This window comes from Methylophilus sp. (assembly GCF_008015755.1).
GTDB lineage: Bacteria > Pseudomonadota > Gammaproteobacteria > Burkholderiales > Methylophilaceae > Methylophilus.
This window is the reverse complement of sequence record NZ_SSGF01000004.1, coordinates 21,646-45,329: the sequence shown is the minus strand read 5'-3', so window position 1 is coordinate 45,329 and position 23,684 is coordinate 21,646. Positions and strand designations below refer to the sequence as shown.

Here is a 23,684-nt window from a genome sequence, read left to right as displayed (position 1 = left end):
AAAAAGTGAACACTTTTTAGCTAAAAATCATCACATGAACAAAAAACAGTGATAAAACACCTCGCCTATACAACCAGTGTGGTCATAAACACCGTTACATGTTGAGTTTTCATCTGCTTACTCGCCCCCCCAATATAACCATAATGAATATTATTATAATTTATAGAACTTTGACTTATTAACAACCCATACCTTATAGTCACATGCTTGTGAAATAAGGAGCCAAACATGAGCGCACAACGTTGGGATATCAGAGATTCGTACGCGGAACATACGGATCATGTGATCACACACCCGAACCCGTCTGCTGTCAGCTTGTCGGTAAGAGCAAGTGCACTGGTGTTTAATGATCCCAAGTCGCAAAATCTGCTGTCGTTAATCGAAAGAATTGCCTCCAGCAATGCGACTGCGCTCATCATTGGTGAAACTGGTACCGGTAAAGAATTGATTGCACGTCATATCCACTCACTGAGCAATCGCAGAAACGGGCCTTTTCAGGCGATTAATTGCGGTGCGTTCTCAGAAACCTTGGTTGAAAGCGAGTTGTTTGGCTATGAAAAAGGCGCATTCACCGGTGCCAACAGCGCCAAAGTCGGCTGGTTTGAAACCGCCAATGGTGGTACTTTATTTCTGGATGAAATTGGCGATTTGCCACAGTCTACCCAGGTGAAGTTATTACGCGTGCTGCAAGAACGTGAAGTGGTACGTGTCGGTTCGCGCAAGCCAATTCCGATCGATGTCCGCCTGATTGCGGCGACCAATGTTAACCTCGAAGAAGCAGTGAAGGCCGGACGTTTCCGCGAAGATTTGTATTACCGGATTAAAGTAGTGCCGGTGGAATTATTGCCATTGCGCGAGCGTCGTGGAGATATTTTGCCGCTAGTTGAGCACTTTTTAAGCGTTTATCGCCACAAGTTAAACACCAAAGATCACAAATTAGCGCCTGAAACCATCTCACAACTCCTGCAGTATCCATGGCCGGGCAATATTCGCGAGCTGGAAAACGTGATTCACCGTGCGGTGCTGGTGAGCACCTCGGATACCCTATCGCCCAAAGACTTAAACCTGCCCAAAATCAGTTTTAATCGCCCTGAGTTTACCGCAGATGAAGGCAACGATATATCGACCCCAATTGCTGGCCACAGCAGTGATGCGCGCCAAAGCACACGCAAGCAACTGGAGCACATTCTTGAGACGTTGTTTGAGCAGGCCCCTGAAAACTTGTATGCACTGATTAATGGCACCGCCGTTAGCAAGGCGTATGCGTATAGCCAACACAATCAGGTACAAACCGCTAAACTACTGGGCATCAGCCGTAACATCCTGCGCGCCAGATTGAAGGAACTCAACCTGATCACCTGAAAAACAGCAGAACATCGCTGCATGTTGGCATGCCAAGGTTAAGTTTTAATTTTGCGCAGAGGCCGCGCAGGCGGTACTTGTTCGGCGTACATATTAATCAAGCTACGCTGGCTACCGTCATTGCCGCAGAGCTGAAAGTGAATCAGGTAGCGTTTGCCGATCTTGATAAACTGGTTAGCGGCTTGTATTTCTTCCAACGTTAACACCGGGTTTTCACCGACGTTGGTCGCAATATCAAGCTTACGCCCCAGCCAGTCTACGCCTATGCTCTGCGGCGTGATGCCGCTCTCGCTATAGGACACGGTTTTCACTTTGGTCACGGTGACTTGCTGCTGGCAATCAAGTAACACTTCATCCATGCTCACCAGCGCAATGACGGCCGACTTGGCCTCGGCTTTGCTGCCAGGCTTATGCAATGGTGTGTGAATCACTTTGGCACTATCACTGGCGGCAGCGGCCAAAGAGGAGCTGAGGCATGGCACGATGACGAGCAGACATGCCAGATGAACGCTAGAGAGGAGAGGATGGGTTGAACGCATGGCAGGCTCCCTTCATGAGGATGCTTTTAATTGAAATCACTGACTGAGCTATCACTGACGCATCGCAATGATCGATTACTTTAAATGCGCAATGTGTCAATACTCACATTCAGACTGAGCAATGGCAGTGCATGTCAGGCAGCCATTCTTAATATAGCGCACTTGGCTGCTCGGCGAACAGGATTAACCTTTGTAAACCGCGAGCCCGTAGGTCAATTCTGACTGGTCATTTAGCAAACTACCGATAGGGCTTGCTTCATCAATCTTTTATGATGGACCCATGTTCACTGTCTAAAACGAAAGGCCAGACTTATGCTTTATTATGCATTGCTGTTTCTTGTGATCTCTTTTATCGCTGGTTTATTGGGCTTCAGAGGCATTGAGTCTGGTGCCGCCACCATCTCAAAAGTCTTTTTCTTTATCTTCCTGCTGCTGGCAATTGGTATTGCTCTCGCCGCCGTGTTGGGCATCAGTCTGTTTGCATAAGCAAAGTTAGACTTACCGCCTCACGCGCCCTGATCGCTGCTCAGGGCGCGTTTTCGCTTTGCGCTCCTGCACAATCGCGGCGATAATACTTCATGGTTTCAGTCAGTCGCCCCGCCCACATACCCACACCAGACGATCCCCAAGCACTTGCTGGGTGGATTGCTGCATTGCCGCCACGCTTCACCGCACAAGAACTAGTGCACATCCAGCAAGCCAGCGAACTGGCCACCTCGCTATATTGTGAAAAATCCGCCCTCAATCACAGCCCCTTGCTGCAACATGCCTTAGGCACGGCGGCTATTCTGGCGGAGATGAATATGGACGCAGATAGCCTGATAGCGGCCATCTTGCAGGCGGCGCCTGATCACTTAAACGATTGGGCAGTGGAGTTGGCTAACCCGTTCGGCACAACGGTGGTGGGCTTGATAGAGGGCATCACGCGCATGTCTCATATCCAGGCGTTAAGCGAACAGCAGACAGACGACAAGCACCCTGATCGAGCACAACAGCTGGAAGCCCTGCGCAAAATGCTGCTGGCCATGGTGCAGGATATTCGCGTGGTGTTAATCAAACTGGCAGAACGCACGCAACTGCTGCGTCACCTCTCTGGGGCCAGCCCTGAGATACAGGCGCAGGTTGCGCGTGAAAACCAGAGTATTTTTGCGCCACTGGCCAATCGGCTGGGCGTGTGGCAACTCAAGTGGGAGCTGGAAGATTTATCGTTGCGCTATCTCGAGCCACAGCTGTATAAAGAAGTGGCCAAAATGCTCGACGAGCGGCGCGTGGACCGCGAGCAATATATTGCAGACGTGGTCGTGCAACTGCAACACGAACTTACGCTAGCGGGCGTGCAGGCAGAAGTCAGCGGGCGCCCTAAGCATATCTCCAGCATCGTCAAAAAGATGAAGAGCAAGCATTTGCAGTTTAACCAGCTGTATGACGTGCGTGCCGTGCGCATCATGGTAGATGACATCAAAGACTGCTATACCGCGCTGGGGCTGGTGCATCATTTGTGGCAGCCGATCCCGGGTGAATTTGACGACTATATCGCGCGGCCCAAAAGCAACAATTACCGTTCATTGCATACGGCGGTGAGCGGCCCACGCGGCCTGGCGCTGGAAGTGCAAATCCGCACCTTTGAAATGCACCAGCATTCTGAGCTGGGCGTGGCGGCGCACTGGCGCTATAAAGAAGGCGCCAAGTCCGATGCTAGGTTTGATGAAAAAATCGCCTGGTTACGCCAGATATTGTCATGGAAAGACGACGTGGCCGACCATGGCGATTTGCTGGAGCAATTTAATAGCGAACTGTTTCAAGACAAGGTGTATGTATTAACGCCGCAAGGTAAGGTGATTGATTTGCCGCACGGGGCCACGCCGATTGATTTTGCCTATGCCTTGCACACCGACCTCGGCCATAGGACCAAGGGTGCAAAAATCAACGGCCAAATCGTGCCACTGCACACGCGACTGGAGAACGGGCAACGCGTAGAGATTCTCACCGCTAAACAAGGCGCGCCCAGTCGTGACTGGCTGAATCCGGCACTTGGCTTTTTGCAAAGTCCGAGCGCGCGCGCCAAGGTCAGGCACTGGTTTAAATACCAGCACTTTGACGAAAACGTCGCCCAGGGCCGCGCCAAGCTGGATAAAGAATTGCATAGAGCCGGTGCCAGCAGCCTTCCGCTGGAACGCATCGCGCAAAAGTTGCAATTTAATAAACTGGAAGATTGTCTGGCGGCGATTGGCCGCGGTGATATAAGCGAGCACCAGATTGCGATTACCATACAGGGCGAAATCACCCCTGCCGAACCGGCACCCACACCGCCACTAGTCAAACGCCCCACCGCGTCGCAAATTAACCATGCGGGCGTCACCATTGAAGGCATAGGCAATGTGCAAACCACCATGGCCAGATGCTGCAAGCCGGTGTCGCCTGAGCCTATCGTCGGCTACCTGACACGCAACCACAGCGTTACTATTCATCGCCAGGCTTGCACCTTTATCAGCCGCCTGGCAGATGCGCGGCAGAACCGGTTGCTGGCGGCACAATGGGGCAATAGCCAAGCAGGCTTATCAGAAGTGGATATTGTGCTGGAAGCCAACGACAGGCAGGGCTTGCTGCGCGATATCAGCGAGCTGTTTGCGCGTGAAAAGATTAATACTACCAAGGCCAACACGCTGAGCCGCAACCATGTGGCCTTGATGCAATTTACGGTAGAGCTCACCGATATTGATCAGTTGCAGCACGTGCTGCTGCGCCTGCAACAGGTGCCTGGTGTGATTTCGGCACAACGAAAAACCTGAAAGAGGAAACCGGCCTGATGTCTTACCTGGACGACCCGCGTGTTTATTTTGCCGCCGAACGCACCTTGCTGGCCTGGCAACGCTCAGCGATTGCCCTGATGGGGCTGGGCTTTGTGATTGAGCGTTTTGGCCTGTTTATGCAACTGGTGGCACAGGACCACCCGCTGCCGCATGCGCAAAGTGCATTGTCGCTGTATATCGGCGTCGGCTTTATTCTGATTGGTGCCTGCACCGCCTTATTGTCGGCGCTGCAGTTTCTAGTCTTTAGCCAGTCGCTGAATCCACAGGAAAAACCACGCGGCCACGTGTTGTGGTTACCGCCTGCGGTCAACCTGTTTCTGGCGGTCACCGCCATCGGTTTAAGCGGCTGGCTGATAGTCACTCGCTAACAATACGCCCCATGTTCTTACTTGGATGCGTCTGCGTTGGCAGCGATATTCACCAGCACACCCTCTGTCACACCATCTGGCGGATTCTCAATCACCTGATCCTGGCTGGTCAGACCAGACTGCACTTCGAGCGTTTTGCCCAGATCACGGGCAATGGTAATCGTCTTTAAAACCACTTTGTGATCCTGGCCGACGGTGGCGACTTTCAGGCCGTGCTGGTCAAAAATCAGGGCACTGGCGGGGATACTTAAGCGGCCAGCATCATGATTGAGTACCAGATTCACATTAGCAAATCCACCCGGCAAGAATCGGCCCGCCACATTATCCACCAGCAACTGCACCAAGGTGGTCCCCGACGACGCATTGATCGCTCCCGAGGTCGATTGTATGGTGGCTTCAAACACGGCATCCGGCGAATCTGGCACCGTAAACTGCGCCTTGCCACCAGACTTGATCTGGCTAACGTAGTTTTGCGGCACATTGATATATAAACGCAACTTTCGGGTATTAGACACTTCAAACAAGGGCTGTGCCGTGGTGCCACTATTGCCTGCATTAATCAGGGCACCGGTATCGGTATTACGCGCGGTGACCGAGCCATCAAAAGGCGCCACAATACGTGCAAAACTCTTGAGCGCAAGCAGGCGGTTCACATTGGCCTCAGCCGCTTTGACAATCGCCTGTTTGCTTTGGTAATCGCCGACTTTTTCATCCACTTCCTGCCGGGCAATCGACTGCGTTTTGAGCATTTCTTGCCAGCGCTTGGCCGTGGTTTCTGCCAGCGCGACATTGGCCTCGGCACTGGCCATATCCGCCTTGGCCTGCAACAATTCCTGGTCGAGGTCAGGCGTTTCGATTTCTGCTAGCAGTTGCCCATTTTTAACACTACCGCCGATATCGACCTTCCAGGTTTTTAAATAGCCACTGACGCGCGCGTAAATGGGCGCGCGGGCATAGGCCTCAAAGCGGCCAGGCAGGTTGAGGCTGCCCTCGTCTGCACCCTGGTCAGGCTGAATGATACTAACCGTAGCCACCGCCTGCTTGTCGGTCCATGCTTTGAGTTTTTCGTGGTTGCCCGCACGGCTGGTGATGCCAATCACCACAATCCCAATCGCGGCCAGGGCCAGCAGCAAGCCGCCCAGTTTGAGCCCACGGGCAGTTCCCGTTGTCGCATTACGCATGTACATCTCCGGTAGAAACATTGACAGCAGCCGGGTAGCGCTTGTTATGGATGGCGTTAAACACCACCGGCACAAACAGCAGCGTCGCCACCGTCGCAAATAACAACCCCCCAATCACGGCGCGGCCCAGTGGGGCGTTCTGCTCACCGCCTTCACCCAAGCCCAAGGCCATCGGCGTCATGCCGATCACCATTGCCAGCGCCGTCATCAGCACCGGGCGAAAGCGCACAAACCCGGCATCAATCGCCGCTGCCGTGGCATCTTGCAACTCGGCCAGGCGCTCACGGGCAAAACTGATGACCAGCACACTGTTGGCCGTCGCCACGCCCATACACATAATCGCCCCCGTCAGGGCGGGCACCGATAAAGGCGTGTAGGTCACAAACAGCATCCAGACGATGCCGGCTAATGCCGCAGGCAAGGCAGAAATAATCACAAACGGGTCACTCCAGGATTGCAGGTTGACCACAATCAGCAGGTAAATCAGCACAATTGCACCCAACAGGCCAAAAAACAAGCCGGTGAACGCATGGTCCATGGTGTAAGCCTGCCCCAGCATCACCACCGTGGCCGCTTTAGGTACCTGGTCTTTGGTCTCGTCCAGAATTTTGCGGATATCGGCTGCCACGGCACCGAGGTCGCGGTCCTGCGTGCTGGCATGTACTTGCACGATCGGCTGGATATCATACTGGCTGACCACGGCATTGCCGACACTGCGCTTAAAGGTTGCAATCCCGCCCAGGGTCTGCAACGGGCCATCGCTCCCGCTAATCGGCAAATTGGCCAGTGCGTTCAGGCTATCCAGTTGATATTGCGGCGTTTGCAACACAATAGGATAAGTGACGCCGTTGGACGGATTCAGCCAATAGGTGGGTGACACCTGTGAACTGCCCGCCATATTAATCACCATACTGTTGGTCACGTCGCGCGTACTGATGCCAATCTCCTGCGCGCGCGTTTTATCAATGGCGATATCAAACGACGGGCGGTTGCGTGACTGCTGAATACGCGCATCGACCACGCCTGGCACGCTGCGCACTTTGGCCAGCAACTGGTTGGCGTAGGCAAAGTCATCCGCCAGTTTGCCGCCGCGAATCTGGATATCAATCGGCGCAGGCGAGCCGAAATTCAGGATCTGGCTGACAATATCGGCCGGTGGAAACGAAAAGGTGGTATCCGGAAACTGCTTGGGCAACACTTCACGCAAGGTGCGAATATAACTAGCGGTTGGTGCATGATGCGCTTTAAGCGCAATCTGGATATCGCCATCATGCGCGCCGGTGAGGCCGGTATTGTTATAGGTCATATTGATACTGCTGATTGGCATGCCGATATTGTCGACAATGGTCAGGATTTCATCTGCCGGAATGACTTTTTTAATCGCCGCCTGGATATTGGCAAAACGGTTGGCGGTGTCTTCAATCCGCGTGCCTACCGGCACGCGCGCATGCATGAGGATTTGCCCGCTATCGACACTGGGGAAGAAATTACTGCCTAGCATAGGCAGCAGTAAAAATGACAGCATCACCACTGCCATAAAGCCAAGCATAAACAGGCGGCTGTGGCCCACAGCTAGGATCAGCACCGCTTTATAACCATGGCGGATGCGCTCAAACCCGCCCTCAAACCATTGTTGAAAACGCACCAGCGGATTGCGGCTGACTGGTCTGTGCTCGTCATGAACATGCGTTTTAAGCAGGTAATTGGCCATGGTGGGCACCAGCGTACGCGACAGAATAAACGAGCTGACCATGGCAAACATCACGGCTTCGGCCATCGGCACAAACAGGTAGCGCGAAACGCCCTCAAGGAAAAACATCGGCACAAACACGATACAAATACACAGCAGCGACACAAATGCAGGCGTGACGATTTGTGCGGCACCATCGAGAATGGACTGCTCAACTGGCTTGCCCTGCTCCAGATGCCAGTTGATGTTTTCAATCGTCACCGTCGCCTCATCCACCAGCAAGCCCACCGCCAGTGCCAGGCCACCTAGAGTCATGATATTGAGCGTTTCGCCGATGGCCGATAACCCCATCACCGCACCCAGAATAGACAGCGGAATCGAGGTGGCAATAATCAGCGACGAACGCCAGCTGCCCAAAAACAGCAAAATCATCAGGCTGGTTAAAATCGCCGCCAGTACGCCTTCAAATACCACGCCATCAATCGCGGCGCGCACAAAAATAGACTGGTCATTGATCGGCGTGGCAATCAGCGTTTCTGGCAAGCCGGGCTTGATTTCCTCCAGCTTGGCTTTAATGCCGTCAACAATCGCCAGTGTCGAAATGGCGCCATTCTTGAGGATGGTCATCAACACCGAGCGGTTGCCATCCACATGCACGATGTTGGTTTGCGGCGGGTTACCGTCGCGCACCTGGCCGACATCACGCATATAGACGGTCGCGCCGTTGACCACCTTCACCGGGATATTGGCCAGGTCTTCAATCGCCGCCGCGGCATTATTGAGGTTTAAGGTGTATTCAATGCTACCGATTTTCTGCGTGCCGATGGGCACCACCATATTATGGGCCGCCAGTGCATTGGCAATATCCTGTGCCGATAACCCGCGGGCCTGCAAGGCGGCCGGATTGAGGTCGATCTGGATTTGGCGGCTTTTACCGCCGTAAGGGAAAGGCACGCCCGCGCCAGGCACGGTGACCAGGCGGATACGCACGGCGTTGAGGCCGAGGTCGGCTAGGTTTTGTTCAGTCAGACCTTTGCCAGACAGGGCAATCTGCAAAATCGGCACCGTTGAGGCGTTGTAATTCAGAATCAGCGGTGGGGTGGTGCCTGGTGGCATTTGCCGCGTCACGGTTTGCGAGATGGCCGACACCTGCGCATTGGCGGTGGCGATATTGACCCCGGCATGAAAAAAGATTTTAACGATGGCGAAGCCGTTATAAGAGTTGGCTTCAATATGCTCAATATCGTTGACGGTTGTGGTTAAGCTGCGCTGGTACAGCGTGGTGATGCGGCCGGCCATATCATCAGGCGGCAGGCCGGTATATTGCCAGGCCACGGCCACCACCGGGATACGGATTTCAGGAAAAATATCGACCGGACTGCGCATGGCAGACAGCGTGCCGAAAATTAAAATCAGCAAGGCCATCACCACAAAGGTATAAGGCCGTTTGAGCGCAATGCCGACCACGTTAAACATCTGACGTTTTCTCCACGGCCGTCATGCTGACCTCAAAGCCTGCATCGCGCCAGGCATCGATGCCGCCGGTGAGCGGACGGATATTGCGGTAGCCACGGTTAATCAGTTTTTTGGCGACCTTGGCTGCTGTCACCTCATTCGGGCAAGAGCAATACAGCACCACCGGCGCATCTTCATCAATGTCCAACACCAGTTGGTCTACGTCTTCCAGCGTGACAAACTGCGCACCCGGAATCCAGCCATCGTCGATCAGATGCTTGGCGCGCGTATCGAGAATGACTGGTGCCGCGCCGCTATTAAGCAGCGTGTTTAATTCGTCGACGCTGATACGTGCCATGCGCAGGCTTTTGATAAAGCGCTGCCGGTCCCACCATTTGGCAGCAATAAACGCCGTGATCAGCACGAGTACTAATAGCGTGCCCCATTTACCCATCTGCACCAAGGTGAGCATCAGCTCATCAATCGCCGAACTGAACAAATGCCCCAACCATAACGCAGAGCCCGCCCACAGCAAGGCACCCAAGCCATCCATGAGCACAAATAGCCAATAACGCGTGCCGGAAGACCCCGCCAGCGCACTGGAGATAGACGCAAAACCAGGAATAAATTTGCACACCAGCAAGGCTGGCGGGCCAAACTTCAGGTAGAGCGCCTCGGTTTGGCGCACACAGGTATCCGGCGACAAGGAGATCTTGCATAATTTGCCCATGACACGCTTGCCATATTTGCGCCCGGCGCGGTACCAGATGGAGTCGGCAAGCAAGGCAGCGACCATCGCCACCAGCAACATGGCGGCCCAGGAATACTGGCCATTACCAATCAGCACCCCAGCCAGTAGCAAGGTGGGGTAAGCCGGCAAGGGCAAGCCCATTTGCTCGAGGAACACACTGGCAAACACAATCAGCAAGCCATAGTGCTGTATCAATTCAAGAACGGTATTCATAGCAGACTATTTCGCGACAATCACTCAAAAAACAACCCTACATCCCCAACGCGGCCAACATGGCAAAAGCCATAAACAAGACAAAATGCGTCATGCCTTCAATCGCATTGGTTTCACCATCATGCAGATTAATCGTCGCGACAATCAAGGTCAGAAACGTCATCACCATCTGCGTCGGCGACAAACCGACAATCAGCGGCCGGTCTTCAATCAAGGCAATCGCCTCAATCACCGGTACCGTTAAGATCACGGTCGACAAAGTGGCCCCCAGCGCAATATTCACCACCGTTTGCATACGGTCATTCACGGCGGCCTTTAATGCGGTGAGCACTTCGGGGCTGGCGGCAATCAGGGCGACCACAATCGCCGCCACAATCGGTGGTACACCGCTGCCGGTTAAACCGGCATCCATATGCATGCTCATTTCTTCGGACAGGAAACCGATGGTAATGATGCCTGCCAGCATGTAAAGAATGGCAAATTTGACATCTGTGCTGACCACCCCTGCCGACCGACCGTCAGCAGACTGATGCTGGTCTCGGTAGCTGAAGTAATTACGGTGCCGCCCGGTTTGCATTTTAAGGAACAGCGCATAAAACACACTCATGGTGACAATGGTAAACATCGAATACAACCGCCAGTGCTCGGGTGGCAAAAAGGCAGGCAAGGCCATGGAAATTCCCAATGCGGTCATGATCATGACGATATAGGTATTGCCGGAGTTGACGTTGTACTCGACCTCGCCATATTTGATGCCGCCGACAATCGCACACAAGCCAAGAATGCCGTTGATATCCAGCATCACCGCCGAATAAATCGCATCCCTGGCCAGCGTGGTAGAAGAGGTATGACTAAGCATCATGACAATAATCACTACCTCAATCATGACGGCGCTGATGGTCAGGATCATGGTGCCATAAGGCTCTTTGAGTTGCTCGGCCACGTATTCAACCTGAAACGACAACTGGAAAGCCAGGTTGATAATCAGTAGCACGAACAGGATGGAGATGATCAGCGACTCAGGCTGACCGATATGCATCACTTTGTCGGCTTGCGCCAATGCCAGGTAGGCGATAATCGAAATCATCAGGGACAGCAGTCCCGCGGGCGGTTTTTCGGTAAGCATGCGCTTAGATTGTGATCAATGAATAACCATCTTAACAGAGACCGCCGCATTCTGTTGCATACGCTCACCGCTTAGCCGTGGCTGATCACCACTGAACACGTCATGCCAGCCACCAGCGGCAACTCAGCAGGTAGCTGGTCCAGATGAATGCGCACCGGGATACGCTGTGCCAGACGCACCCAGTTAAATGTTGGGTTCACATTCGCCAGCAGGCGGATATCGGTCGGGTTATCACGGTCAGTAATGCCATGCGCAATGCTTTCGACATGGCCTTTAAGCTTGGTGTGGCTGCCCAGTAACTGCACCTCGGCAGCATCTCCCACTTTAATCATGCTCAGCTTGTGCTCCTCAAAATAGCCATACACCCAGAATGAATGCTGGTCGATCACCGCCAGCTTGGCGGCGCCCACCTGCGCAAAATCACCCGGCCGCACCAACAGATTAGACACCCAGCCATCGACCGGCGAACGCACCACGGTGCGCTCCAGGTCGAGTTTGATTTTTTCTACTTGCGCCACGGCAGCATCATATTCAGCTTTGGCCGCCAGCGCCCCCAGATCGGTATCTTCGCGGTTTTCGCGTGAAATCACTTCGTCATCCAAATGCGCGCGGCGCGCAGATTGCTGCTTTTTCATCTCCCACAGTGACTTGCGCTGTTGAGTGAGTGCCGTCGCCTCGGCCAGTGCATGCTGGTAATGCATGGTGTCTATACGGAACAGCACGTCACCACGATGCACATACTGGTTATCGCGCACCGGCACCGCTGTGACCAGCCCGGCCACATCCGGGGCAATATTCACCACATCGGCACGCACGCGGCCATCGCGCGTCCACGGGTAGTCGGTATAACGCACCCATAACTTGTATGCCAATAATCCAGCGGCGACGGCAATCGCCAGCGTAATCCCTACTCTAAGGATGCCTTTTGTGGCCTTAAACCAGAGGTGTTGCGTTTGCATAAGCAGCCTTTCAATACACCATTAAACCAAACACAGAAAACAAGCCAAAAAACAGCGCGACGCGTAGCAGCGCGGGGTACCAGACCAGGTCGTAGAGGTTCCACGCAGCCAGCCATTTATCCAGCAACCAGATCGCCACCGCGGCCAATAAAAACGCCAGAAACAAGGTCGGCACATGCGCATCCAGAAACGCCAACTCACGTGGGATCCACTCATGCAGCATATGCAGCCTCCTGCTTCAAAACGGGGTGCGGGCTCGCCGACGCTTCCGCCGCGATGACCAAACGGATAAAGTGCAATTGGGTGGTTAATGGTTGGGCCTGCCAGGCTGCCAATGCCTGGTCATATTCACCGCCTTGCAACCAGCCCAAAAAATGGTCTAGCCACTGCAATGCCTGCTGCTGATTTTTTTGCCCTGGCTGTTTGTAATAGTGTGCAATCAGCACCAGCGTGTGTTGTAGCAACTTGCGTGGCTGCACGGATAAGTCGCTGGCAACGGCACGCAAGGCAATCACGGCATGGCCGATTTCCAGCGTGGCGCACAAAGCCTCCACCATGCGCACACTGTCTGCATCTTGTGGCCGGTGCACATTGCCAGAGCGTTGGATCAGGTCACGCGCTTGCATTTCAAAGGCCGTGGCAGTCATATCGGGATTAAGGCAAGCATCTACCACCAACTGGCGCAACTGGGTCAGCACGCGCGCTTTGGCCCAGGGGCTGGCGGCATAGTCCGTCAGGCTGAACATGATGCCGGACACCACCAGCGCAATCATCAGTGCAATCGAGTCATTGAAGTATTTCACCGGGTTATCGCCCAGCGCCTGGTTAAAACCGACCATTAAAAAGTAGGCGATGCCCAGCCCCGCGCCCACCAAGGCCGTGGCGGGTCTGGCACTTAACCAGGCGGTGAGCAAAATGGCCGGCGCAATCACAATACATAGCATCACATAATCGTGCGCCGCCGTGAGCCAGAACACATTGCTCACATAGACCAGCGCAATGCCCAGCAACACGCCCACCGCAAACTGACGAATCGTCGCCATCGGTGACGGACTGGCGGCAAACAGCGTGCTGGTAATCACGCCCAGGGTCATGGCCAGGATGCCTGAAGGCCAATCTATGGTCATCCAGATGGCCGCCAGGATTAATAAGGTGAGCGCGCCACGGATCGCTGCAATCGATACCGGCAGCCAATCAATGTGCATATGCAACTGGTCAGCGGTAAATGCACGGCGATCAACCTGGCGCGTATGTGGATGCGCCACCAGCAACACATAGGTTTGCAGATAGGCCGCCAACTCAGTGGCCAGGCGTTGTAACAGCTCAGCCCCGGTTTCTACCTCCAGGCGATTCGCATCAGGCAGCGTAGCCAATGCCTGCAAGTGTCGGCTGAATAAGGCAGTAAAGCCGAGCTGAAAATCAGTCACGGCCTGCTGTAAACGTGCCAGCCCCTGGGCATCGCTGGCCGGACGTCCATCAATTAAAACCGCCTCGGCCAACGGCTGCATCAAGGCCAGCAAAGCATTCGCCTCATGGCTACGGCCCTGCGCCTGCAAGCGTTGCACCAGGCGCTGGAAGACCACATACGTGGTTGACACCGCCATAAACCGTACATTGAGCTGATTGATCGTGGTGCTATGCACGCGCGCATCATCGGTTTCAAATTGCACCGATGCGCGGAAAGACTCTAGTTGATACAGGTCTTGCATAAACTTTAAAAAAGGTTGATTCAGGCCAGCAGAGGCACCCGCGCCAAGCAGCTGACTAAAGTCGCGAAACTTGCCGCGCAACACGGCCTGAATGTTTTCCCACAGGCGCTGTGGCAAAATCAGCTCACTGACCAGCATCGCGCTTAACAGGCCGACGCCAATTTCAGACAATCGGGTGGAGGCAATTTGAAAGGTATGCCAGGGCGTCAGCGTGGCTGGCAAGCCCACAATACACAAGGTATAACCCGCCAGCACAAAGCCATAAGATTGAAAGTTGCGATACACCAGCGAGCCCGCCGTACAGAGCCCGATCCACAATGCGGCGGCGATAAAAAACGGAAACCGGTCTTGCGCAAACCAAGCCACCAGCAACAGAGAGAACAATATGCCGATCACGGTGCCGATCAGACGGTAATAACTTTTGGTCATCACCATGCCAGAACGGAAGTGCATCACAATCACCACCGTCAGCAAGGCAGTGGCTGGTTGGTCCATCTCCATCTTCAAGGCTACCCACAGCGCCAGAAAAGCCGCCAACAGGTATTTGAACAAATAGCCAATCAGCGGAAAGTCCTGACGATACCAGTCAGCGCCCGCTTGCTGCATGCACGCGGCGAGCAGCCGTACACCATGATTAATGCGCGGCATGTTCAGCCTCCATTACGCCTCCGCCCAATGCCAGCATCAATGTCGCATACGCCTCCAGCCGCACCGCTTCGTGCGCCACCAGTATGCTTTTTTGTTGCAACACCAGTTCGTTGGTTTGCAAGCTCTCAACCAGGTTGCTCAGGCCTGCACGGTAGTTTTTTAGCGCCAGTCTATGTGCCAGCTCACTCTTTTCCAGCGCCTGTTTCGTATTGTCAGTTTCGGTCGCTACGCTATTCAACACCGATAGCTGGTTAGAAATGCCCTCCAACGCCTTGAGGATGGTGGCGTTGTAATCTTCCACCGCCATGTCATACACCGCAGTTTCTGCCGACAGGTTCGCCCGGCGTTTGCCGCCATCAAAAATCGGCAATGACATGGCCGGGCCAAGGTTACCGACCAGACCGGCACTCGAAAACAGGCCGGAAAATGCCAACGCCTGAAAGCCGATATAGCCCAGTAAATTGATATTCGGGTAAAACGCCGCCTTAGCACTTTGGATATGTTTCTGCGAGGCCTCGACGCGCCATCTTGCCGCCACAATATCCGGACGACGGCCGACCAGATTAGCTGGCAGTCGATCAGGCAGGCCAATACTGGCCGACAAGTGCAGGCCTGGGCGTGTGATGCCCTCTCCTGCCCCCGGCCCGTCGCCACTCAATGCCCCTATCTGGTTTTTGAGTAAAGTGAGGTGTAATTCAATCTGCACCAGTTTGTTTTGCGCCGCAGGCAACCTTGCATCCAAGCGGCTCAGGTTCAGTTGCGTATTCAGCCCAGCTGCCAGCGCCTTTTTAGCGATGCGAATCTCATGGCGTAAGTCATCGAGTTCCTCTTCTGCCAGATCACGCCATTGGTACTCGGCCGCCAGGCGGATATAACTTTTCACCATCGCCGCAGTCAACTCAATCTTCACCTGCTGCATTTCTGCCTCAGCCACATAGGTTTCATCCAGCGCTGCCAGCCAGGCCGATTTTTGCTGTTTCCATACATCCAGGTTGTAAGACATATCCACCGTTGCCTGGTTATTCCAGTTAAAACGGCCTGCCCACGGCTTGGGGATAAAACTCAACTCAGTAAAACGCTCGCGGGAAGAACTCACTTTGCCGCCGATATTGGGCAAGGTAGCCGCATGCGCCTGCTCGGCCATGGCGGTCGACAATGCTATCCGTGCGGTCGCTTTTTTCAGGTCAGGATGATCATGCAGGCTTTTCTCGACTAACTTATCCAGTTGCGCATCCTGATACGCCTGCCACCAATGCTCGGTCGGCCAGGCGATGGCAGACGCCGCTTCTATGGCCTTACCTGATACCAACTTGTCTTGCGCCAGCGGCTGTGACGTAGGTGCAATGCCTTTCGCGCTAATGCAGCCATTTAACAACACCGCCAACACCCAGACCACCCCGGGTGCACAGCGATAAGACAAGTGCGAAGACAGGCTATTCAGACTAAAGGTCAATGGCATGAACATAAAGTATGGTTGTTAATAGTACGGCATCAAACTAAATAAACAAAAAATTTTAAAGTATCGTTTTACTTAATTAAATCCACCCGGCTGGCCAAGGTGGCAAGATCGGTAATCAAAGTATTTCTTTGCGGCTTATCCAGCACGTCCATAAACTGCGTGACGCATTGCACATAGACCGGCATCACTTCGTCCAGCTTTTGCTGCCCGGCGACTGACAAACGGATCAGGAATTTACGTCTGTCATTGGTATCCATAAAGCGTGACACCAAGCCTTCGCGCTCCAGCCCATCAATAAAGCCCGTCATGGTTGCCTTGGTCACCCCGGCCTTTTCTGCCAGCGCAGAGGGCGAAGAGGTCAGGTCGTCCTGACGCATCAGCAATACCAACACCCACCAGCGGCCTTGCAACAGCCCATGTTGCGCCAGCAACGCATCCAGCGCCGACGAAATATCCGACGCTGCGCGCAAAATGCTCACAAAGTCAGAGATCGCGGAAATGTCTGTGCCGGGATAGCGCGTCACAAACTTTTCCAGGCTTTTAGAAGTAGGCAATTCTTTAAGTAGCAACATAGTACGGATCAGTATAGTATGGCATCAAATCAAATGCAAGCAAAAAATAATCGCCGCTAAAAAGCACGTTCACGTCATGCTGCTGATTTTTCTGGTTTAATTCACCTGTGCCCTCCCCCTTTAAACGACCCTATATTCATCTGTGAACCTGACAAACTCTCCTCTCCCGCAGAAAGCCGTCCCGTTTCTGTATTTATATATCAAGCGCCGTCCCTGGTTGTTCGGCTCTGTGTTTGTCATCATCATGGGCGCCGCCAGCGCAGCGGTGGGCGTGCAATATGCCATGAAGCTGCTGGTGGATGCCATGGACAGTACCATCCGATCAAGCGCCAATGTCTGGTGGCCTTTAGGCCTGTTTCTGGCATTGATGACCGTTGAGAACTTGTTGTGGCGCTTGGGGGGCTGGCAAGGGTCTCGTGCGATTGTGGCCAGCGGGGTGGATCTCCGGTTAGATCTGTTCGAGCATCTGACCGGCCATTCGATGCGTTATTTCAACCAGCACTTTTCAGGTGCACTGGGCAATCGCATCACATCTACCGCCTCTGCCACGGGTGAGATTTTTGCCACCATGTTCTGGCGCATTCTGCCGCCAATCACCGATTTTCTAGGGGCCATTATCGTATTGACCACCATCCGCTGGCAAATGGGGTTAGGCCTGATGTTGGCGGTGTTATTTGTGGCAAGTGTGCTGATCATCTTCGGCATTCGTGGCCGCAGAATACACGACTATTACGCCAGACGCTCCTCGGATGCCAGTGGCAAAATGATTGATGTGGTGAGTAATGTATGGACGGTGAAAGCCTTTTCTGCCCGCTATCGCGAAAAAAACCGCTTGTCGCGCGAGTTGAACCGCGAGGCCAAAGCCCACAGGCGCAGCTGGATGTATGTAGAACTGGCGCGCGTGATTCATGACCTATGCCTGGTCGTCACCGGCGCAGGCATGTTGATCTGGTCCATCTTACTCTGGCGCGCCAGCAGCATCAGCACCGGCGACGTGGTGATTGTCAGCACCCTCACCTTCAGAATATTGCATGGCTCACGCGACTTGGCGCTGGCGCTGGTCGGCACCGCCCAACAATTCGGCATCATCAATGAAACGCTCAAGGTGATTGCCCAGCCCCACTCAGTGAAAGACCCAGATGCGCCATCGGCGCTGGCCGCGAAAAGTGGCCATATCGTGTTTGAACAAGTGTCTTACACCTATCCTGATGGCCACAAGGTGTTTGATCAGCTGTCATTTGAGATCAAAGCGGGCGAGCGCGTCGGGCTGGTAGGCGCTTCAGGCGCTGGAAAATCGACCTTGATTGGCCTGATTCAGCGCCTGGATGATATTCAGGGCGGTCAGATCCTGATTGACGGCCAGCGTATCGACCAGGTCTCACAAGACAGTTTACGGGCAAACATCTCCGTCGTCCCGCAAGACATTGCCCTGTTCCACCGCTCGGTGTTCGAAAATATCCGCTACGGCCGCCCAGAAGCTTCAAAAGAAGAAGTTTATAGCGCGGCACGCGATGCCTATTGTGACGCCTTCATTCGCGGCTTGCCCAAAGGCTATCGCACGATTGTTGGTGAAAAAGGCATCCGCCTGTCTGGTGGACAAAGGCAACGTCTGGGCATCGCCAGGGCCTTTGTCAAAGATGCGCCGATTTTAATACTGGATGAAGCGACCTCGGCTCTGGACTCTGAATCGGAACAGGAAATCCAGTCAGCGCTGGCCTCGCTGATGCAAGGCCGCACCGTGTTGGCGATCGCACACCGGCTGTCTACCCTGGCTTCATTCGATAGAATTATCGTACTGAAGCATGGAAAGATTATTGAAGATGGTCCGCCAGACCTGTTGCGTGCCAATGGGGGACCATTTGCTGAGGCCTGGCATTTACAGGCCAATAGTTTGGATAACTAAGCAAGCATCACTCCAAGTGAAAGCATGCTGTTGCATCAATAAAAAAGCCCTGCTCAGCGGAACAGGGCTTTGGGTATGCGCTTGTTTAGGCTTTCATTGAGTTGATATCAATGACAAAGCGATATTTCACATCACTCTTGAGCATGCGCTCGTAAGCCTCATTAATGTAATTGGCATCAATCATCTCCACATCGCTCACAATATTATGTTTGCCACAGAAGTCGAGCATTTCCTGGGTTTCGGCAATACCGCCGATCAATGAACCAGCCACCTGACGGCGCTTGGTGATCAGGTTGGCGCCATGCACCTCAACTGGATCCAGCGGGCCGACCAGCACGATGGTTTTATCACGCTTGAGCAGGCCAATGTAAGGATTGAGGTCATGCGCCACTGGCACGGTATCAATAATCAGGTCGAAGCTGGCGACATGCTTGGCCATGTCATCGGCGTCTTTCGAGATCAGCACTTCATGTGCACCCAGCTTGGTGGCATCGGCCGCTTTGCTGGCCGAGGTGGTAATCATCACCACGTACGCGCCCATGGCGGCGGCCAATTTGACACCCATATGACCCAAACCACCGAGGCCGATGATGCCGACTTTTTGGCCAGGCTGCACATTCCAGTGCTTGAGCGGCGAGTACAAGGTTATGCCCGCACACAATAATGGCGCCACCGCTTTGGTATCCAGATTTTCAGGCACGCTGACGACAAAGTTTTCATCAACGGTAATGCGCTCGGCATAACCGCCAAAAGTCAGGCCGCCATGTTTGGGGTCTTTGGCGTTGTAGGTAAACACCGAACGATCGCAATATTGTTCTTCACCGGCGTGACAGTCTTCGCAGTGGCGGCAGGAGTCGACCATACAGCCGACCCCAACCAATTGCCCCAGCTTGAATTTGGTGACATGACTGCCGACACTTTTTACGCGGCCAACAATTTCGTGGCCGGGCACCATGGGATACAGGGAACCACCGCCCCACTCGTTGCGCGCCTGGTGAATATCCGAGTGGCAAATACCACAGTACTCGATGTCGATCAGGACGTCGTGCGGGCCCGTTTCGCGGCGATCAATATGCATGGGCGCGACCGGTGAAGTCGCATTTTGTACACCATAGGCGGCAGTTTTCATAGCATCTCCATCATTTGTTGTTACGTGTTAAGCAGTGGCAAAACCGTGCCACTGTATCGCTAAACAGTCTAAACAAGACTGGCCTAAAAGTGCTTGCCTGCTTTTATCAAATGCTTGCCTAATCCTCTGTGATACTGGCCTATTTGATACAGAAACCCACCCATAAATTGTCACAATGGCGAGATTATTGTTGCACAGTCACATACTGGTCAACCCGCTGGCTGGCCACAAACTCACCGGGCGAGGTGATCAACGCGCTACGCACGGCACTGACTTCTTCCATCGGACTTTTGCCAAACATGCGTTTGAACTCACGGCTAAATTGCGAGGCACTCTCGTAGCCGACTTTGGTGGCAGCCAAGGTCGCATTAATGCCGTCTTGTACCATGAGCAAGCGCGCTTTGTGTAAGCGTGTTTTCTTCAAATATTGAATCGGTGAAGTCGCTGTCACGTCTCTGAACGCAGCATGAAAAGACGGCACGCTCATGGCAGACACCGCCGCCAGCGTGTCGACATTGAGCTCATTGGCATACTCGGCATGAATCAGGCGTAACGCCTTGCTGATTTTGCCCATATTGTTGTGCGTGCTGTGGGCGGCCAGAATGGCCGACGCCTGCGAAGACTGCAAGATGCGGTAATGAATCTCGCGGATAATCGACTGACCGAGCACAGAAGCCTCGACCTTGGACTGCAAACATTCCAGCAAACGCACCACGGCATTCGACAGTTGCTTATCCAAAGGCGTAGAACTGATGCCGCTTCTGCCATTGATATTCATGGGTGCATCATGCGCGACACTTAACAACAGCTCAGACACCATAGACAGATTGATGCGTATAGAGATGGCCAGTAAGGGCTCTTCGGCTGAGCCAATGGTTTCGCTTTCAAACGGCAACGGCACCGACAAAATAAGAAACTGCTGCGGATTATATTGATAGACTTCACCGCCCAGATAGCCCACTTTGCGACCCTGGCAAACAAACACAATACTGGGCTCATAAAACACCGGGCTACGCGGGATAGCACGGTTCCAGCGCATAAGTTTGACGCCATCCAGCGCGGTCAGGGTAAAGCCCTCCGTCGGCGTCAGGGCTGAAATCAACGTAATCGTGCGGTCTTTGTCATGCGCATGCCAGCATTCGTTATTATTCATAATATGAGTGCGATTAAAATAATTAGGCATTTATATTACGCCTAATCAGCAATAAAAATCACCTTCAGGATAGTATTAGGCAATCATTTCATATTTTTTAACTTTTCACGATGACGGCAACTGCATACACTGGCCTTATTGTAATTGGATTGATTGCAATTCTTTTGGAGAAAGGGATATTCATGAAAAAGAATCCACTGATCACCGGTCTGGTCAGCGCCATGTTTGCCACAATGACCACCGCTGCCTGGGCAGATATGAATGATGTGCGCGCCAATTTAGGCAAACTGCATGTGCCTGAAGGCTTTCATGTCGAAGTGTATGCAGAAGTGCCCGGTGCGCGCCAAATGGCGTTGGGCACCAACGGTAATGTGTACGTCGGCACGCGCGGTAACAAAGTCTATGCCGTGGTTGATAAAAACAAAGACCACAAAGCTGACCAGGTGGTCACTATTCTGGATGACCTGAAGGTAGGCAATGGCGTGGCCATGGTCGATGGTCATTTATATGTGGCAGAGCAACATCGCATCACGCGTTATGCCGCCCCCGATTTCGATTTAACCCTGCCATTTAAAGCCATGCGTGAAGTCATTTACGACAAATTGCCCGATAAGGCACACCACGGTTGGCGCTATCTGGCGGCGGGCCCAGACAACAAGCTGTACGTCACCCTGGGTGCACCGTGCAACATTTGTGACCCGGTCGGCATTGAGGCCTCGATTATCCGCATGAATCCTGACGGCAGCCAAGTGGAAACCTTCGCCAAAGGCGTGCGCAACTCAGTCGGCATGGACTTTCAACCTGGCACCAACACCCTGTTTTTCACCGATAACGGCGTAGACTTATTGGGTGCCGATATCCCACATGATGAGCTAAACGCCGCGCCTAAAGCCGGTTTGCATTTTGGCTTTCCTTATTATGCCGGTGGTGATGCGCGCGACCCGAACTGGAAAAACAAAACGCCGCCTGCAGAAGTCACCAAGCCTGTCGCTGAGTTTCAGGCACACAGCGCAAACCTGGGCTTTAAGTTTTATACCGGCAAACAGTTCCCGGCTGAGTATCAAGGCAATGCCGTGATTGCCCAACACGGTTCATGGAACCGCAAAGTGCCAGTAGGTTACCAGCTGGTACGCGTGGTATTTGACGCGCAACACCAAGTCAAGGAAACCAAGCCGTTTATTGATGGCTGGCTGAGCGCAGAAGGGGAAGTCTGGGGCCGCCCAACCGACGTACTGCAATTGCCGGATGGCTCTTTACTAGTGTCTGACGACTATAACGGTGTAATTTACCGTGTCAGCTACGATGGCAAAACACTCCCTGCGGCGGCCGCAACTACTGAGGCCAACACCTTGAGCGGGTTTGTCATGCCTGAGTCTGTGTTTGTCACGCCTGCAGGGGTGACTTATGTGTCCGAAATTGGTGAGTTTGGCAAACTGGGCGATGGCAAAATCACCCGCATTGCCGCCGACGGCACACGCACCACTTTAGCCGATGGCCTCAACGACCCCAAAGGCCTGGATCTGTTTGATGGTCAGTTGTACGTGGCCGATATGGACCGCGTCGTCCGTATTGATGCCAATAGCGGCTCACAAACGGTGTTTGCAGCGGCCAGCGCTTTCCCGCAAAAACCAGTGTTTTTAAATGATATTGAAATCGATGGCCTGGGCAATGTGTATGTGTCTGACAGCGGCGACGAGCAAGGCAATGGCGCCGGTATTTTCAAACTCTCGCCAGCAGGCAAAGTCACGCAAGTGCTTAAAGCCAAAGCCGGCATCAAACGTCCGAATGGTTTGCTGATGGATGGCCCGGACCGTTTGCTGGTGGCTGACTTTGGCACGGGTAAATTGTTCAGCGTGCACATCGGCGCTAAAAAAACCAGCGTCACCTTGCTCAATCAAGGCTTTGGCGGTGCTGATGGCCTGGTCAGAGATGCCAACGGCCTGCTGTATGTCAGTGACTGGGCTGGCGGTAACGTCTGGCAACTGACTGAGCCTAAAGCCACGCCACAACGCATCATTCAAGGCTATCAATCGGCGGCGGATATCAGCTTGTCAGCCGATGGCAAATCGTTGCTGATCCCTGATATGAAAGCGGGCACACTACACTCGGTGCCTGTGCATTAAGCCCTCAACAAGCCCGGAAATGTTCCGGGCTTTTTTATTCCCCCCAAGCGTTTAGCGGTATGTCACAATGCCAAACACGGGCCTGCTAACCGGCAGCCTGAATTCGAAAAATACTTATTTTTTTGTTTGGAGACTTTCATGAATAAACTGGTGATTGCCTTGTTGTTGTCTTGCGTCTGTATTTCTGCCAACGCGGGCCCGCAGCAAGAAAAAATGAAAACCTGTAATGCGGATGCTAAAACCAAAGCCCTGGCTGGTGACGAGCGCAAAGCGTTCATGAAAACCTGTTTGTCCGCTGACGGTGCCAGCGCTGGCTTGACTGCCCAACAAAACAAAATGAAAACCTGTAACGCTGACGCTAAAACCAAAGCCCTCGCAGGTGATGAGCGCAAAGCGTTTATGAAAACCTGTTTGTCAGCCAAATAACCACAGCCAACATGCTGCACCCAGATCGCCGGTGGCACTGCCACTGGCGATTTTTTTATGATTGTTCAAATCTGCACTAAAGTTTCTTTATATTCTGCCGTTAATTGA

At 53.4% G+C, this 23,684-nt stretch carries 19 protein-coding genes; 7 read left to right on the top strand and 12 right to left on the bottom strand.

From position 1 onward, the window contains the following. Positions 1–228: 228 nt before the first annotated feature. Complete coding sequence (locus E6Q52_RS01290) at positions 229–1,362, top strand: sigma 54-interacting transcriptional regulator (RefSeq protein WP_292817575.1); 1,134 nt, start codon at positions 229–231, stop codon at positions 1,360–1,362. Between the two features lie 38 nt (positions 1,363–1,400). Here the strand turns inward: E6Q52_RS01290 and E6Q52_RS01285 are convergent, their stop codons facing one another. Further along, a complete protein-coding gene (locus E6Q52_RS01285) occupies positions 1,401–1,901 on the bottom strand; it encodes a hypothetical protein (RefSeq protein WP_292817574.1) in 501 nt (166 codons plus the stop codon). Positions 1,902–2,213: 312 nt separating this feature from the next. Here E6Q52_RS01285 and E6Q52_RS01280 point away from each other — a divergent pair, with 312 nt between their 5' ends. From E6Q52_RS01280 to E6Q52_RS01270, 3 genes are all read left to right on the top strand, one after another. After that, positions 2,214–2,387 (top strand): DUF1328 domain-containing protein, encoded by a 174-nt coding sequence (locus E6Q52_RS01280; RefSeq protein WP_019883275.1) that lies wholly within the window; start codon positions 2,214–2,216, stop codon positions 2,385–2,387. Between the two features lie 92 nt (positions 2,388–2,479). Continuing rightward, entirely contained in the window at positions 2,480–4,690 is a 2,211-nt protein-coding gene (locus E6Q52_RS01275) for a bifunctional (p)ppGpp synthetase/guanosine-3',5'-bis(diphosphate) 3'-pyrophosphohydrolase (RefSeq protein WP_292817573.1), read from the top strand. 17 nt (positions 4,691–4,707) lie between these two features. Beyond that, positions 4,708–5,079 carry a DUF202 domain-containing protein gene (locus E6Q52_RS01270; RefSeq protein ID WP_292817571.1) on the top strand — a complete coding sequence of 124 codons (372 nt, stop codon included), beginning with the start codon at positions 4,708–4,710 and terminating at the stop codon, positions 5,077–5,079. A 17-nt stretch (positions 5,080–5,096) separates the two neighbouring features. Here E6Q52_RS01270 and E6Q52_RS01265 read toward each other — a convergent pair whose 3' ends face one another. From E6Q52_RS01265 to E6Q52_RS01225, 9 genes are all read right to left on the bottom strand, one after another. Continuing rightward, on the bottom strand, positions 5,097–6,260 hold the full coding sequence (locus tag E6Q52_RS01265; protein WP_292817569.1) for an efflux RND transporter periplasmic adaptor subunit: 1,164 nt from the start codon (positions 6,258–6,260) through the stop codon (positions 5,097–5,099). Next, complete coding sequence (locus tag E6Q52_RS01260; RefSeq protein ID WP_292817567.1) at positions 6,253–9,426, bottom strand: efflux RND transporter permease subunit; 3,174 nt, start codon at positions 9,424–9,426, stop codon at positions 6,253–6,255. Before E6Q52_RS01260 ends, E6Q52_RS01265 begins: the two co-directional genes overlap by 8 nt. After that, complete coding sequence (locus E6Q52_RS01255; RefSeq protein ID WP_292817565.1) at positions 9,419–10,369, bottom strand: DedA family protein/thiosulfate sulfurtransferase GlpE; 951 nt, start codon at positions 10,367–10,369, stop codon at positions 9,419–9,421. Before E6Q52_RS01255 ends, E6Q52_RS01260 begins: the two co-directional genes overlap by 8 nt. 37 nt (positions 10,370–10,406) lie before the next feature. After that, positions 10,407–11,495 (bottom strand): calcium:proton antiporter, encoded by a 1,089-nt coding sequence (locus E6Q52_RS01250; protein ID WP_292817563.1) that lies wholly within the window; start codon positions 11,493–11,495, stop codon positions 10,407–10,409. Positions 11,496–11,566: 71 nt separating this feature from the next. Continuing rightward, positions 11,567–12,454, bottom strand: a complete 888-nt coding sequence (locus E6Q52_RS01245; RefSeq protein ID WP_292817561.1) for an efflux RND transporter periplasmic adaptor subunit — start codon at positions 12,452–12,454, stop codon at positions 11,567–11,569. Between the two features lie 10 nt (positions 12,455–12,464). After that, positions 12,465–12,677: a DUF1656 domain-containing protein gene (locus E6Q52_RS01240; protein WP_292817559.1), complete on the bottom strand. Its 213-nt coding sequence runs from the start codon at positions 12,675–12,677 to the stop codon at positions 12,465–12,467. Then, positions 12,667–14,811, bottom strand: coding sequence for an FUSC family protein (locus E6Q52_RS01235; RefSeq protein WP_292817557.1), 2,145 nt, complete (start codon positions 14,809–14,811; stop codon positions 12,667–12,669). Before E6Q52_RS01235 ends, E6Q52_RS01240 begins: the two co-directional genes overlap by 11 nt. Further along, positions 14,798–16,276: an efflux transporter outer membrane subunit gene (locus tag E6Q52_RS01230; protein ID WP_292817555.1), complete on the bottom strand. Its 1,479-nt coding sequence runs from the start codon at positions 16,274–16,276 to the stop codon at positions 14,798–14,800. The genes E6Q52_RS01235 and E6Q52_RS01230 overlap by 14 nt, the downstream gene beginning before the upstream one ends. A gap of 62 nt (positions 16,277–16,338) precedes the next feature. Then, positions 16,339–16,842, bottom strand: a complete 504-nt coding sequence (locus E6Q52_RS01225) for a MarR family transcriptional regulator (RefSeq protein ID WP_292817553.1) — start codon at positions 16,840–16,842, stop codon at positions 16,339–16,341. Between the two features lie 142 nt (positions 16,843–16,984). On the opposite strand from E6Q52_RS01225, the gene E6Q52_RS01220 reads away from it, so the two are divergent. Next, on the top strand, positions 16,985–18,745 hold the full coding sequence (locus E6Q52_RS01220) for an ABC transporter ATP-binding protein (RefSeq protein WP_292817552.1): 1,761 nt from the start codon (positions 16,985–16,987) through the stop codon (positions 18,743–18,745). Between the two features lie 85 nt (positions 18,746–18,830). Here the strand turns inward: E6Q52_RS01220 and E6Q52_RS01215 are convergent, their stop codons facing one another. Together E6Q52_RS01215 and E6Q52_RS01210 are read right to left on the bottom strand one after the other, a co-directional pair. Continuing rightward, positions 18,831–19,874: an NAD(P)-dependent alcohol dehydrogenase gene (locus tag E6Q52_RS01215; RefSeq protein ID WP_292817550.1), complete on the bottom strand. Its 1,044-nt coding sequence runs from the start codon at positions 19,872–19,874 to the stop codon at positions 18,831–18,833. A 184-nt stretch (positions 19,875–20,058) separates the two neighbouring features. Next, positions 20,059–21,027 carry an AraC family transcriptional regulator gene (locus tag E6Q52_RS01210; RefSeq protein WP_292817548.1) on the bottom strand — a complete coding sequence of 323 codons (969 nt, stop codon included), beginning with the start codon at positions 21,025–21,027 and terminating at the stop codon, positions 20,059–20,061. Between the two features lie 182 nt (positions 21,028–21,209). Here E6Q52_RS01210 and E6Q52_RS01205 point away from each other — a divergent pair, with 182 nt between their 5' ends. Both E6Q52_RS01205 and E6Q52_RS01200 read left to right on the top strand, forming a co-directional pair. Further along, the gene (locus E6Q52_RS01205) at positions 21,210–23,150 is read left to right on the top strand and encodes an SMP-30/gluconolactonase/LRE family protein (RefSeq protein WP_292817546.1); all 1,941 of its coding nucleotides are present in this window, start codon (positions 21,210–21,212) and stop codon (positions 23,148–23,150) included. A 138-nt stretch (positions 23,151–23,288) separates the two neighbouring features. Continuing rightward, a complete protein-coding gene (locus tag E6Q52_RS01200; RefSeq protein ID WP_292817544.1) occupies positions 23,289–23,576 on the top strand; it encodes a PsiF family protein in 288 nt (95 codons plus the stop codon). Positions 23,577–23,684 lie beyond the last annotated feature (108 nt).

What these genes read in the sequence shown, in the direction of transcription:
- E6Q52_RS01250 (WP_292817563.1), bottom strand. Translation starts at nt 11,495, where the DNA reads ATGCTTACCGAAAAACCGCCCGCGGGACTGCTGTCCCTGATGATTTCG.
- E6Q52_RS01215 (WP_292817550.1), bottom strand. Translation starts at nt 19,874, where the DNA reads ATGAAAACTGCCGCCTATGGTGTACAAAATGCGACTTCACCGGTCGCG.
- E6Q52_RS01225 (WP_292817553.1), bottom strand. Translation starts at nt 16,842, where the DNA reads ATGTTGCTACTTAAAGAATTGCCTACTTCTAAAAGCCTGGAAAAGTTT.
- E6Q52_RS01285 (WP_292817574.1), bottom strand. Translation starts at nt 1,901, where the DNA reads ATGCGTTCAACCCATCCTCTCCTCTCTAGCGTTCATCTGGCATGTCTG.
- E6Q52_RS01245 (WP_292817561.1), bottom strand. Translation starts at nt 12,454, where the DNA reads ATGCAAACGCAACACCTCTGGTTTAAGGCCACAAAAGGCATCCTTAGA.
- E6Q52_RS01200 (WP_292817544.1), top strand. Translation starts at nt 23,289, where the DNA reads ATGAATAAACTGGTGATTGCCTTGTTGTTGTCTTGCGTCTGTATTTCT.
- E6Q52_RS01255 (WP_292817565.1), bottom strand. Translation starts at nt 10,369, where the DNA reads ATGAATACCGTTCTTGAATTGATACAGCACTATGGCTTGCTGATTGTG.
- E6Q52_RS01260 (WP_292817567.1), bottom strand. Translation starts at nt 9,426, where the DNA reads ATGTTTAACGTGGTCGGCATTGCGCTCAAACGGCCTTATACCTTTGTG.
- E6Q52_RS01275 (WP_292817573.1), top strand. Translation starts at nt 2,480, where the DNA reads ATGGTTTCAGTCAGTCGCCCCGCCCACATACCCACACCAGACGATCCC.
- E6Q52_RS01230 (WP_292817555.1), bottom strand. Translation starts at nt 16,276, where the DNA reads ATGTTCATGCCATTGACCTTTAGTCTGAATAGCCTGTCTTCGCACTTG.
- E6Q52_RS01265 (WP_292817569.1), bottom strand. Translation starts at nt 6,260, where the DNA reads ATGCGTAATGCGACAACGGGAACTGCCCGTGGGCTCAAACTGGGCGGC.
- E6Q52_RS01270 (WP_292817571.1), top strand. Translation starts at nt 4,708, where the DNA reads ATGTCTTACCTGGACGACCCGCGTGTTTATTTTGCCGCCGAACGCACC.
- E6Q52_RS01280 (WP_019883275.1), top strand. Translation starts at nt 2,214, where the DNA reads ATGCTTTATTATGCATTGCTGTTTCTTGTGATCTCTTTTATCGCTGGT.
- E6Q52_RS01240 (WP_292817559.1), bottom strand. Translation starts at nt 12,677, where the DNA reads ATGCTGCATGAGTGGATCCCACGTGAGTTGGCGTTTCTGGATGCGCAT.
- E6Q52_RS01290 (WP_292817575.1), top strand. Translation starts at nt 229, where the DNA reads ATGAGCGCACAACGTTGGGATATCAGAGATTCGTACGCGGAACATACG.
- E6Q52_RS01235 (WP_292817557.1), bottom strand. Translation starts at nt 14,811, where the DNA reads ATGCCGCGCATTAATCATGGTGTACGGCTGCTCGCCGCGTGCATGCAG.
- E6Q52_RS01210 (WP_292817548.1), bottom strand. Translation starts at nt 21,027, where the DNA reads ATGAATAATAACGAATGCTGGCATGCGCATGACAAAGACCGCACGATT.
- E6Q52_RS01205 (WP_292817546.1), top strand. Translation starts at nt 21,210, where the DNA reads ATGAAAAAGAATCCACTGATCACCGGTCTGGTCAGCGCCATGTTTGCC.